Here is a 12,500-nt window from a genome sequence, read left to right on the forward strand (position 1 = left end):
GACTGGGCACGTTATGAATCGAACAATGTTCAAGTCCAAAATCCACCGGGCCACCGTCACGCACGCCGACCTCCACTACGTAGGTTCGGTCACCGTCGACCTGGACCTCCTCGATGCTGCCGACATCCTTCCCGGCGAGCTCGTTGCCATCGTGGACGTGACCAACGGCGCGCGCCTGGAAACCTACACCATCGCGGGCGAGCGCGGCTCGGGCGTGATCGGCATCAATGGGGCGGCTGCGCACCTGATGCACGAGAATGACATCGTCATCCTGATCACGTATGCCCAGATGACCACGGAAGAGGCTGCGGCCTACGATCCGAAGGTTGTCCACGTGGACAGGGACAACAAGATCGTCCAGATCGGAAACGACCCGGCGGAGGGCCACACACCGGGCCTGATGCGCCCGCCGTTCGCACTCAATAACGCCGTCCTGTAGCCGGAGCGTGAGTCCCGGCGCACCCCGCCTGCGCACCCTCGGAGGCTGTCAGTGGTAGGCGTGCTGCAGGGCTTTTTCGTGGTCTGGGCCATCATCATGGTGGGCTGGTTTGTGGGCCGGCAAAAGATCCTGGGCGAGAACGCCCGCCAGGTCCTCAGCGCCCTCACCTTCTTCGTCGCCAGCCCGGCCCTCCTGTTCGAGACCCTGAGCAAGGCAGAGCTGCGGGAAGTCTTCGCCGAACCCCTCCTGGTCACCGCGGTGGCGGCCATCGCCAGCGCCCTGATGTTCTTCAGCATCGTAAAGTTCGTCCTCAAGCGTGCCTTGCCGGAGGCGCTGATGTCCTCAATGGCCGCGTCCCTGGCGAACTCCGCCAACCTGGGCATCCCCATCGCGGTCTATGTCCTGGGCGATGCCAGCTACGTGGCCCCGCTGCTCATTTTCCAGCTGGCGTTCTTCTCCCCGCTCTTCCTGATGATCCTGGACGCGAGCACCAGTACGCACCGCACTACCCCCGTGCGATTTGTCCTCATGATTCTCCGGAACCCGATGATTGTGGGATCCGCGCTGGGCCTGCTGGTGGCCGGACTGGACTGGCAGGTGCCGGAGCTGGTCCTGGAGCCCATCCACCTGATCGGCGGCGCGGCCATCCCGGCCATGCTGATCGCGTTCGGCATGAGCCTCAATGGCAGCAGGCCGCTGCAGGCCGCCACCGCGAGACGGTTGGACACCCTCTTGGCCAGTGCCTTCAAACTTGTTATCCAGCCGGCCATTGCGTACCTTTTCGCCCGTTTTGCGCTGGGCATGGAAGGCCAGGCCCTGTTCGCGGTGGTGGTGGTTTCGTCCCTCCCCACGGCGCAGAACGTATTTGTTGCCGCCAGCCGCTACTCCACGGGCCTCACCGTTGCCAAGGACACCGTGCTGATTACCACTGTGGTGGCCGTACCCGCCATGATCGGCGTGGCACTGCTGCTGAACTGACCGAGACCTGAGGAGCCACATGAAATCAATCCTGGACACTGTTGTGATCGGCGGCGGAGCAATGGGCTCCGCCGCCGCCTGGGCCTTGGCCCGCCGCGGCCGGCAGGTCACTCTGCTGGAACAGTTCGGGCCGGGCCACCGCATCGGTGCTTCACACGGCAGCACCAGGAACCTGAATCCGGGCTACGACCGGCCGGAGTACGTGGCCATGCTGGCCGAGGGGCTCGCCCTCTGGGAGGAACTCGAGCAGGACAGCGGCGAACGGCTGCTCACCCGCACTGGGATCGTCAACCACGGTCCTGATCCGAGGTTCAAGCTGGTTCAGGCCGCGCTGACCGAGGCAGGCATCCGGGCAGAGTTCCTGCGCCCGGACGAGGCGGCCGAACGGTGGAGCGGCATCCGGTTCGACCAGCAGGTGCTCTACATGCCCGACGGCGGCCAGCTGAATCCGGAGGCCGCACTCCCCGCCTTCCAGCGGCTCGCCGCTGCCCGCGGCGCCGAGATCCGGCACCACACCAAAGTGGTGGACCTGGAAATCATGGACGACGGCGTCCGGCTCACGTTAGAGTCAGGCGGCGCGGAGGCCGGCGGCGCCGGCGGAACGGGCAGGACAGAGGTGGTCACCGCAGCACAGGCAGTAGTGACGGCCGGCGGCTGGACGGAGAAACTCCTGTCCGGAGCGGCCAGAAGCGGGATGCTGAGGATTCCCCGGCTCAGGGTCACGCAGGAACAGCCGGCGCATTTCCGCGTAGCAGACCAGGGCGCTGTGTGGCCCGGCTTCAACCACATGCCGGGCACCGGCCCGGCCTACAAGGACTGGTATTCACCGGTCTACGGGATGCAGACGCCCGGCGAAGGCATCAAGGCCGGCTGGCACGGCGTCGGCCCGGAAGTGGACCCGGACAAGCGGTCCTTCCTCCCGGAACCGGTCCAGCTCGCGGCGCTGCAGGACTACGCCCGGACTTGGCTGCCGGGTGTGGACGCCGATTCGTTCGAGGCCATCAGCTGCACGTACACCACCACACCGGACGAGGACTTCATCCTTGACCGGATCGGTCCGGTGGTCATCGGTGCCGGCTTCTCGGGGCATGGCTTCAAGTTCACCCCGGTGGTGGGGCGGATCCTCGCGGACCTGGCCACCGGGACCAGGCCCGCGCCGCAGATCTTCTCAGCCACCCGCTAGCCGCCGACCCGCGGGCTACAGAGCCGCTGGCCACAGCCCGGCGGCTACGACGCCCGCGCCTCCGGCCTGTGCCGGTCCAGGATCCGGGCGCACCTGATGAAGCCCAGGTGGGAGTAGGCCTGCGGGTGGTTTCCGAGGTGGGTTTCGGTGCTGGGATCGTACTCCTCCGGCAGCAGCCCGGTGGGCCCAAACAGGTTCACCAGCTGGTCGAACAGGTCCCAGGCCTCCTCGATCCTGCCCACCGCAACGTACGCCTCAATAAGCCAGGTGGTGCAGATGTGGAAGCCGCCCTCTAAACCCGGCAGGCCGTCGTCGTACCTGTACCGGAACACTGTTGGTCCCACGCGGAGCTCACGTTCCACGGCCGTAACGGTGTCCAGGAAGCGCTGATCGTTGACGTCCAGCAGGCCGGACAGCCCGATGTGCAGGACGGCGGCGTCCAGATCGGGGCTGTCGTAGGCAACGGTGTAGGAGCGCGCCGTGTCGTCCCAGCCCTCGCGCAGGACCTCCTCCCGGATGATGTGGGCCGTGGGTTCCCAGGCGGGCTCGGGCGCCTTGCCGTGCCGGGCGGCAGTCCGGAGCGCCCGGTCCAGCGTCACCCAGCACATCACTTTGCTGTACACATGGTGCCGGGGCGCGCGCCGGGCTTCCCAGATGCCGTGGTCGGCCTCATGCCAGCGGGCCAGCACGGCGGAAGCCATCTTCACCATCAGGTCCCAGTGATCATCGGCCAGCGTGCCGTGCCGTTCGCTGAGGGCGTCGATAAGTTCGGCGACGGGACCGAAGACGTCCAATTGGACCTGGTGGTCAGCGGCGTTTCCGATCCGGACCGGGCGGGAGCCGGCATAACCGGGAAGGCTGTCGATGATGGCTTCGGTGGACAGCTGGGCCCCCGTGACGGAGTACAGCGGGTGCAGCCACTCCGGGCCCGGTGCATGCTCCAGGATCCGTCCCAGCCAACTAAGGAACCCGGCCGCTTCGGCCGTGGAGCCGAGGTCCACCAGCGCGTTCACCGTCATGGAGCCGTCCCGCAGCCAGCAGTACCGGTAGTCCCAGTTCCTTGTCCCGCCGATCCCTTCGGGCAGGGAGGTGGTGGGGGCCGCCAGCACAGCGCCCGTTGGCTCATGCACCAGGGCACGGAGCACCAGGGCGGACCGGCGGACCAGTGACGGCTTCACGGACGGCAGCTCCAGTTCCTGCACCCAGCGGCGGGAGTGATGGGCCACTCCCGCCCGCCTGTCGGTCTCCCCGCCGGGGTCCGCCGCCTGCGGTTCGGTGTCGCCGCAGCGAAGATTGAGGACCACCGGACCGTCCTGCAGGTTGACGGCGGCGGTGGCCGTCGCATGGCGGCCGTCCGAGGTGATGTGGAAGCTGGCGCCCGGGGCGAACAGGATGATGGGATCGGACGTGCCCACCACATGCAGTTCGTCGCCGCGGGCCTCCATGCTGAACGGGGCGTTGGCGTAGTCCGGCCGGGGCGCAAAGACGACCCTGGCGGCGCCGGTGCCGGAGAGCACCCGGACCAGGCTGGTGATGCCTTCTGGGGCCGGCTCCAGGTAGTCCGTCACGGTCACGTCCGCCCACCGCGTCTCCACAATCATGGTGCTGTCCACGTAGCGCTGGCCCAGGACCTGCGAGGGCTTGACCGGTTCCACGGAGAAGTGCCCGGCGGCGTCCCCGCCGAGGATGTGGGCGAACAGCGAGCCGGAATCCGGCAGCGGGTGGCTCATCCAGCAGATCTTGGCATCCGGGGTGACCAGCGCGGTGGAGCTTCCGTTGCCGATCATCGAATGCCGCTCGAGTCCCACGGCGTCCTCGCCGAAGAGCCAGGCCCGCCGGAGTTCGAAGAGGATGGCGAGCACCCGTGCGAACGATTCCGGGTCCCGCAGCCGGTGTGCGGCGCCAGTGTCCCCCGGCCCCACGTGCAAGCCGAGATCCGGGCCGCGGAGCGTGGCGATGGCCAGTTCATCGCTGTAGGCGTCCCCTGCGTACAGGGCAGCACTGGCGCCCAGCCTCGACCGCAGGCTCTCCAGGGCCTCAGCCTTGGACGGTTCCACTACGGAGAGGTCCAGCACGGACCCGTCAACAATGAAGAACAGGCCGTGGGCGCGGGCTATCTCCCGCGCCGTTTCAGTCACGGCCACTGCGACTTCCGGCGTGGCCGGCCGGGTATGCACCGACACCGCTACGGGCTTGCGCTCAATCCAGATGCCCTGCTGGAATCCCACGGCCTCGGACAGCGCCGTGCTGACTTTCTGGAGTGTGGCTTCAGTGGCCAGGGACTGCATGTGGGCGAAACCCATGTCCAGTTCGGCGCCGTGCGAGCCGATCAGATGCACCTCGGCGGGAAGGCGGGACACTGCGGCCAGGTCGCGCAGCGAGCGCCCGGAGATAACGGCCGCATGAGTGTTGGGGAGGGCGGCCAAGGCACGGAGTGCGATCGCCGCGCTGCCCAGCGGCAAGGTTTCTGTGGAGACTCCTTCGGCGTCGCACAGGGTTCCGCCGTAATTGCAGGCCACCACCAGCCCGGGAACCCGGGCCAGGACCTTGAGTTCCGCCAGCAGCGTGGGAGTGAACCCTTCGTCTGCGGCATCGGACTGGACGAACGCACGCAGCAGGCCCAGGGGGAGCGACTTGGTCAGGAGCGCTGAATCCGCCACGCTCTGGTTGAACGGAGTAGGCATTTGCATAACCCTTCGAGCAGAAAACGGCCCGGCACTCAACCGCTCCCTTCATTTTCCGGTGCCGCGGTTTCCCCCAAAAGTCCCTTATATTGCGGTTGCGTAAAGTCCGGCGGCGGTGCCCGCCCCAATCGCTGGCCACGTTCGGCACAATTCCGGAGATCTCGTCGTCGGGATCGTTCACCGGCACTGGTCCACTCCGGCGCCACAATCGGGTCTTAGCATTCTCGACAGGCCGCCCGCCGCCATAGACTCGGAGCATGCCAATCTCGCGTCTTGACCCAGGTATCCACACCCAGCCGTCCGCCCTCAAGCAGCACGGGGCCGAACTGTGAGCGGCGGTCTCGTCGCCCTGCTGGACGACGTCGCAGCCCTGGCCCGCATAGCGGCAGCCTCGGTGGACGATGTCGCGGCCGGTGCCGCCAAGGCGGGGGTCAAGGCCGCCGGTGTGGTGATCGACGACGCCGCTGTCACCCCGCAATACGTTTCCGGGGCGGACCCGTCCCGCGAACTGCCGATGATCAAGAAGATCTTCTGGGGCTCTCTCCGCAACAAGCTGCTGATCATCCTGCCGGCACTGCTGCTCGTCAGCGCCTTCGTCCCGTGGGCCATCCCGTTCATCCTCATGCTGGGCGGCACCTACCTCTGCTACGAGGGTGCTGAGAAGGTCTGGCACAAGCTCCGCGGCCACCACACCGCGGAGGAAGATGCGCCGGCCGTTGAACGCGGTCCGGAGGCCGAGGCCAAGGTCATCAAGGGCGCCATCACCACGGACTTCATCCTTTCCTGCGAGATCATGGTCATCTCCATGAACGAGGTGGCCCAGGATTCTTTGTTGTCCCGGGCGATTATCCTGGTCGTCGTGGCCCTGGTGATCACGGTGGCCGTCTACGGTGCCGTCGCACTCATCGTCAAGATGGACGACATCGGGATGCACCTGGCCGCTAAAGATTCCCCCGGCTCCCAGCGCATCGGCGAGCTGCTCGTCAAGGGCATGCCCGCCGTGCTGGCCGCCATCACTTTTGTGGGGACAATCGCCATGCTTTGGGTGGGTGGCCACATCATGCTGCAGGGTGCACACGACCTCGGCTGGCACGCGCCCTATGACCTGGTCCATGTCCTCGAGCACCCCTTCGCGGGGATCGCGGTGGTGGGCGGCTTCCTGGCCTGGCTCGTGAACACCCTGTGCTCGGCCGTCCTGGGGCTCGCCTGGGGCCTCGCGGTCATGGCCGTCGTGGGCCCGCTGCTGAAAGTGCTGCCGTTCGGCAAAAAGAACAGCGGCCACGAAGAGGACGGCGTCCATGCCACAGGCGCCGACCATCAGTCGACGAAACATAACGTCGACCCCTCCCCCTAGCTCCTACCCGCCGCAAATCGCGTCACTCTGGGTACGCTTTTGAAGCACGACGACGGCGGCGCCCGCCGCGTGTTTCCGGGGAACCCGCCGTCGTGCTTTGCCAAAAGGTGCGTGGCGTGACGCTTGGGGGCTGTGCTGCCCGGCGAGTACTAGACCCGGGCGAGCCCGGCAACCTCCGCCAGGAGTTCAACCGAACGGATCCGGGCGTCGGTGCCGGTGTTCTGGTGCGCCACGATAAGTTCGTCGGCGTCGGAGTGCTTCGCGAACCCGTCAAGGTAGTCGATCACCGCGTCCGGAGTGCCGACGGCCGAGTACTTCATCATTTGCGAGACGTGCTGGCCTTGCGGGGAGTCCAGGACCATGTCCGCTTCATCGTCGGTGAACTCGCGGCCGCCGCCGAAGAACAGCCCCACCCGGGCGCGCAGCGTCGCGCGGAAAGCTGCCTGCGCCTCAGCGGCGGTGTCGGCGGCGATCACGTTGACGCCGGCGATCACGTGCGGAGCATCCAGCTGGGCGGAGGGCTTGAATTCGCGGCGGTACAGTGCCACGGCGTCCTGCAGGGCGTTGGGGGCAAAGTGCGAGGCGAACGCGTACGGCAGGCCCAACTGGGCGGCGAGGCGCGCGCCGAACAGCGAGGACCCGAGGATGTACAGCGGCACGTTGGTGCCCTTACCGGGAGTGGCCTCGACCCCTTGGATCCGGGTGGGTCCGGTGAGGTAGCCCTGCAGTTCCAGGACGTCCTGTGGGAAGCTCTCTGCTGACATCGGGTCGCGGCGCAGGGCGCGCATGGTGTTCTGGTCGCTGCCCGGCGCGCGGCCCAGGCCCAGGTCGATGCGCCCCGGGTGGAGCGTCTCCAGCGTGCCGAACTGCTCGGCGATGGTCAGCGGCGAGTGGTTGGGCAGCATGATCCCGCCTGCGCCGAGCCTGATGGTGCTGGTGTGCGCGGCAACGTGGGCGATCAGCACGCTGGTGGCGGACGAGGCGATGGCGGACATGTTGTGGTGCTCGGCGTACCAGATCCGCCGGTAGCCGAGCTCCTCTGCCCGCTGCGCCATCGCCACGCTGCCCGCGAAACTCTCCGCCGCCGTCTGGCCCTTGCCAATGGTTGCCAGGTCAAGAATGGAGAGGGGAAGCGTCACGTCGGTGCCGGCCTTTCAAATACGTTGCGTAGGGGTGGGCGCGCCGGGTCGCGGCGGGCACACTGTGGACAACCACGGCGCCGCCCGGGATATTTCTGCGGTGCACGTTGCCCCGCTCACGTGTCGTCAGTGTTTGGCGGCATCCGGACGAACGAGAGGGGCCCGGCCTGGTGGACTGATCCACCCGCCGGGCCCCTCCCTTTCCTGACGCCCTTCGTCGCGCGCCCGGAGTCCAGGTCAGGCGACGCATCCGCCCAGCAAGATCGATCCGTCAAGAGTCCCGATCTGGTTCTGGACTGATCTGAGCTCGGCCTCGAGGCCGCTGACCAGCGCCTTCTGGGCAGCGACGGCGTCCTTGTTCGGCTTCTTTAGGGCCTGCAGATCCCGGAGCACTTTTTGCGCGGCCGTGACCTTCGCATCCAGTGTGGACACCTGCTGCTGCAGGGCTGCCAGCGAGGCTTCAGCGGCACTGATCTCACCGTTGAGCCTGTCAAGCTCCGACAGGAGCGGCGCCACCCGGCCCTGCAGGCCCAGGACCTCGGCTTCCTTGGCCGTGATCTGCTGATTCTTGGTGCCGAGCTGGGTTACCAGATTGTCAGAGAGCTGGTTCAAGACGGAGATTTCAGCGGTCTTCGTGGCAACTGCCCCGTTGGCTGAGGCCACAGCGCCCTCAAGGCCAGGCAGTTCACCCTTCAAGCCTTCGAGCTCGGCCTGCTTCTCCACTACCGCCTTATCGGCAGCGGCCTGTGCATCTTGGGCATCGGTCAGGGTGGTCTTCAGCGTCGCCAAGAGTTCCCGCTGGCCTGCGATGGCCGTGTTCGCAGCTTCCACGTCATCCTCCAGGCCGGGCAGAGCTTCTGCGAGGTCAGCTACCACCACCTCCTGTGCTGCCACAGCACTGGCGGCAGTTGCGGCGGCGTCCGCAAGACCGGTCAACTGGCCCTGCAGTTCGGTCAATTCGTCCTGCTTGGCCTCGACCGCGCCATACGCCGTCTTTGCAGCCGCCTGAAGCGCCGGCACCTGGGCTTTCAAGGCCGCAATGTCCCCTTCCTTGGCCGTGACGGCGGCATTCGCCGCGTCCAGCGCTGCCTGCAGCGGTACTGCCTGCAACTGGAGCGCGCTGCTTTCGGCCTGCCTGCTCTGAAGCTGTGTGTTCAACGTGGCGACTTGGCCGTTGAGTGTGGTCAGGTCGCCGCTCAAGCCAGCGATCAGGCTGTCCTTGTCTGCAATCTGCCCGTTGACGGTAGCCAGTTCAGCCTGCGCTTCACTTCGATCGACAATGAGCTCAAGCTTCTTCTTGGCGTTGGAAGTCTCGGGGTATTTGTTGATGTCGATCGTGTACTGGGCGATAGCGGCCGCAAGCGACGCCTTGGTGCCCAGCAAGGTGGTCAACCCGGCCTGCTCCTGGGCCAGCTGGGTCTGCTTGGCGGCGATTGACGTGTTCTTCGCGGCGATCTGGGCTGTCAGCGATCCAACCGCAGCTTCCGCGGACGCGATATTCGCGGCATTGGCTTTCACAGCCGCGTCAGCCGTTGCGGCAGTTCCCCGCAGCGTGGTGAGTTCTCCCTGGGCCACGGAGATTTTGGCATTCTGCTCGCTCAGGGCAGTGGCGGCACTGGTTGCGGTTGCCTGCAGAGTGGCCAGCTGACCCTCGGCAGTGCTGATCTGCGCCTTCTTGGTTGCCACGGCACCGTCCGCAACCGCTGCATCTTCCTGAAGACTGACCAGCAATGCGCGGGCCGCGGCCACCGTAGCCTGCTGCTCCTGCAAGGCGGTTTCGGCGGCAGTTCCCGCGTCTTCCAGCAGTGTCAGCTCTGCCTCGGCCTCGCTCACGGCCTCGGCTGCAGTGCTGACGGCGGCCGCCGCCTGATCCGCCTCCACCGTCAGGGTTCCGAGCTGGGTCTCGGCGGCCAGGATCTGGGCTTCCTTGGCGGAAAGGTCTGCAGCGGCCTGGGCGGCGGCCTGCTGCAAGGTGGTGAGCTGGGTTTGGGCGACGGCAATGGCTTCGTCATTCGCCTCAATCTGCCTGTCGAGTTCATCCGCCTGCGCCTGGAGGTCAGCGGACTCGGACCCGGCAACAGCCAATTCGTCCTGAAGTGGCGTCAACTTGTCTTCGGCGCTGGACCTGTCAGCCTGCAGTTGGGTGAGCTCTGACCGCACTTCTTCAACAGCCGATTTAGCCGCCGTCAGTTGCAGTGTGACTGCATCGAACTCCTCCTGCGCGGCCTCCGCGGCCAGGATCACCTTCTGCTCCTCGGCCGCCAACTCGGCCAGCATCCTGTCTGCCTCGGAAACCTGCGCTTTCAGAGTCTCTGCAGACCCCTCGAGCGCAGTGCGCTGGGCCCGCAGGACAGCGATGGCGTCAGCGTTCTTCTTTGCCGCAGCCTTCAGCAGGTTCTCCTGGACGAAGCCCCGGTGCGCCTGTTGGTTGACCACGCCGCTGCAGACACCGCTGACGGACCCCGGAGCGGCGGTGGCCGGCATGGCAAAAACAAGCGTGCTGGTCAGCAGGCCGGGCAGGACCACCGCAGCGGCAAGGCGACGGGCAAGGACGGACTTCGACGGGGCAGTCGGCATACTAACTCCTAGTGTGACCTGGGGTGCGGCCGGCGCTGGACGCAACGTAGTCCCACCGTAGAGCGGACATTCTCCGGGCACACGCGTAATCCACACCTGTCTTTCAGGGCCGGGTACTCGCAATCCGCAGCGCTTACCGGCCACTACCTGCTTTCCGCGGGCAGGGCCGCGGACGCACCGGGTGAGTACCCGCTGCGCCCGTCACAGGGCTGCTGTTTGTTACCGCCGGGGACTCCCGGTTAACTGCCGTTACCCTTCGTATCGCACCGTTTCGGCGGGCTTTGATCGCATGCCCGGGCTCCCGGATAGTTGCAGCCACAAGCGTAAATTCCGCTGCATCGTTATCAACATCCGAGGAGCAATCATGGTCGGGATCAAGGCAAAACAGGCTGCAGGGGCAGCCCTCGCACTCACGTCACTGCTGGCGCTGGCAGCCTGCTCGGACCCGGGCGCGACGGCGGCGGCAGCACCGTCGTCGGCCTCCACCGCCGACGCGAACGGCAAGACGTTCAACCTGGCTCCGGAGCAGGACCGCGTCAAAGTGACCGTGGATGCCGAGGCTGCCGCGCTGGTCCCCGCTGCCATTAAGGCAGACGGCAAGCTCACCGTGGTCACTACCGGCGGTACCGCACCGCTGAGCCTGTTCGCCACGGACAATAAGACGCTCATCGGCAGCGAAGTGGACATCGCCTACGCGGTGGGAGAAACCTTGGGGCTGAAGGTCGAGGTCCTCCCCGTTGCATGGGCGGACTGGCCGCTGGGCGTCGAGTCCGGCAAGTACGAGGCCGTCCTGTCCAATGTCACCGTCACGGAGGCCCGCAAGGAGAAATTCGATTTCGCCACGTACCGCAACGACCTCCTGGGCTTCTATGCCAAGACAGACTCATCCATTGGCGAGATCAAGGAAGCCAAGGACGTCGCCGGCAAACGCATCATCGTCGGCTCGGGCACCAACCAGGAAGCGATCCTGGTGCGCTGGGACGAAGAGAACAAGGCCAAAGGCCTCGCTCCGGTTGAGTTCCAGTATTACGACGACGACTCCGCCTCCACGCTGGCGCTCCAGTCCGGCCGTGCGGACCTGACGTTCGGCCCCAACGCCGGCGCAGCGTACAAGGCCGCCAAGGACGGCAAGACCAAGGAAGTGGGCACCCTGAACGGCGGCTGGCCGCTGACGGCCGAAATCGCCTTCACCACCCAGAAAGGCAACGGCCTCGCAGTGGCAGCCCAGGCAGCGCTGAACACGATCATCGAGGACGGCAGCTACGCCGAAATCCTGGACCGCTGGGGCCTGACATCGGAGGCAATCCAGAAGTCCGAACTGAACCCGCCGGGCCTTCCCAAGACGTAGGGGACCTGCCGACGAACGAATCCCCGCCTAGCTTCAACGAGACGGGGATTCATTCGTATTTCCCAGCCAGTAGACAACGAGTCGTTGAGCGTCCAGGCCGCGGCCTTCGTCCGCGTGTTCTTGAAAGTGCACTCACGGCGGGTTTGGCAATAGTCTGGCCAGATGGGGACAAATACCGTGAACTCCGGCGAACAGATCGACAGGCAGTCCCGCATTCTCGAAGCGGCACTGGAATTGCTGTCCCGGCACGGTATTTCAGGCGTGAGCATGCGCGCCGTGGCTCGCGAAGCCGGCGTCGCCCTGGGCCTGGTGAATTACTACTACGACGACAAGACGAGCCTGATCCGGGCAGCCCTGCACCGGGTGGACGAGCACGACCTCCAACTGGTGGCCCAAGACTCATCGCTGGCCCCGGACGAACAGCTCCGCAAGGCCCTGCGGCGGGTCGCGGGCGCGGACCTGCTGACTACGCGGTACCTGTCCCTGCGCCTGCACTTGTGGGCCCTCGCCCAGGCCGACGAAGGCTATGCCGAGATCAATGCTGCTGCCTTCGACCGGTATCTCGACGGGGTCGCCGCACTCGTGTCCAACGCCAAAACCGAGCTCTCCTGGGAGGAGTGCCGGGAACGGGCAGCCGACATTGTGGTTATCCAGAACGGCATGTGGCTGACGTCCCTTCTTGGCGTGGACAACGCCTCCATCCAGCGCAGTATCGCCCGCACGGAGGAAATCGCCTTCGCCCCCGCCCCCCCAGCGGTAACAGCGCAACAATAGCCAGGACGTCGGTCTTCAGGCGCA

9 protein-coding genes are annotated in these 12,500 nt (G+C 66.2%); 6 read left to right on the plus strand and 3 right to left on the minus strand.

What is annotated here, in order from left to right; all coding sequences use genetic code 11:
• Positions 1-13 precede the first annotated feature (13 nt).
• Genes panD through J2808_RS16400 form a run of 3 tightly spaced genes read left to right on the plus strand, consistent with a single transcriptional unit; the run spans position 14 to position 2,600 of the window.
• The gene (panD, locus tag J2808_RS16390) at positions 14-439 is read left to right on the plus strand and encodes an aspartate 1-decarboxylase (protein WP_309818717.1); all 426 of its coding nucleotides are present in this window, start codon (positions 14-16) and stop codon (positions 437-439) included.
• A gap of 51 nt (positions 440-490) precedes the next feature.
• Positions 491-1,417, plus strand: a complete 927-nt coding sequence (locus J2808_RS16395) for an AEC family transporter (RefSeq protein WP_309818719.1) — start codon at positions 491-493, stop codon at positions 1,415-1,417.
• 19 nt (positions 1,418-1,436) lie between these two features.
• Positions 1,437-2,600 carry an FAD-dependent oxidoreductase gene (locus J2808_RS16400; protein ID WP_309818721.1) on the plus strand — a complete coding sequence of 388 codons (1,164 nt, stop codon included), beginning with the start codon at positions 1,437-1,439 and terminating at the stop codon, positions 2,598-2,600.
• Positions 2,601-2,644: 44 nt separating this feature from the next.
• On the opposite strand, the gene J2808_RS16405 is transcribed toward J2808_RS16400, so the two are convergent.
• Positions 2,645-5,284: a trehalase-like domain-containing protein gene (locus J2808_RS16405; protein WP_309818723.1), complete on the minus strand. Its 2,640-nt coding sequence runs from the start codon at positions 5,282-5,284 to the stop codon at positions 2,645-2,647.
• Positions 5,285-5,612: 328 nt separating this feature from the next.
• Here J2808_RS16405 and J2808_RS16410 point away from each other — a divergent pair, with 328 nt between their 5' ends.
• Complete coding sequence (locus tag J2808_RS16410; RefSeq protein WP_309818725.1) at positions 5,613-6,638, plus strand: DUF808 domain-containing protein; 1,026 nt, start codon at positions 5,613-5,615, stop codon at positions 6,636-6,638.
• Between the two features lie 149 nt (positions 6,639-6,787).
• On the opposite strand, the gene J2808_RS16415 is transcribed toward J2808_RS16410, so the two are convergent.
• Positions 6,788-7,777, minus strand: coding sequence for an LLM class flavin-dependent oxidoreductase (locus tag J2808_RS16415; RefSeq protein ID WP_309818727.1), 990 nt, complete (start codon positions 7,775-7,777; stop codon positions 6,788-6,790).
• A 237-nt stretch (positions 7,778-8,014) separates the two neighbouring features.
• Positions 8,015-10,354 (minus strand): coiled-coil domain-containing protein, encoded by a 2,340-nt coding sequence (locus J2808_RS16420; RefSeq protein WP_309818728.1) that lies wholly within the window; start codon positions 10,352-10,354, stop codon positions 8,015-8,017.
• A 364-nt stretch (positions 10,355-10,718) separates the two neighbouring features.
• On the opposite strand from J2808_RS16420, the gene J2808_RS16425 reads away from it, so the two are divergent.
• Together J2808_RS16425 and J2808_RS16430 are read left to right on the plus strand one after the other, a co-directional pair.
• Positions 10,719-11,702: an ABC transporter substrate-binding protein gene (locus J2808_RS16425; protein WP_309818730.1), complete on the plus strand. Its 984-nt coding sequence runs from the start codon at positions 10,719-10,721 to the stop codon at positions 11,700-11,702.
• Positions 11,703-11,864: 162 nt separating this feature from the next.
• Positions 11,865-12,476, plus strand: coding sequence for a TetR/AcrR family transcriptional regulator (locus J2808_RS16430; protein WP_309818731.1), 612 nt, complete (start codon positions 11,865-11,867; stop codon positions 12,474-12,476).
• The last annotated feature ends 24 nt before the right edge of the window (positions 12,477-12,500 follow it).

Source organism: Pseudarthrobacter sulfonivorans, from assembly GCF_031454915.1.
GTDB lineage: Bacteria > Actinomycetota > Actinomycetes > Actinomycetales > Micrococcaceae > Arthrobacter > Arthrobacter sulfonivorans_C.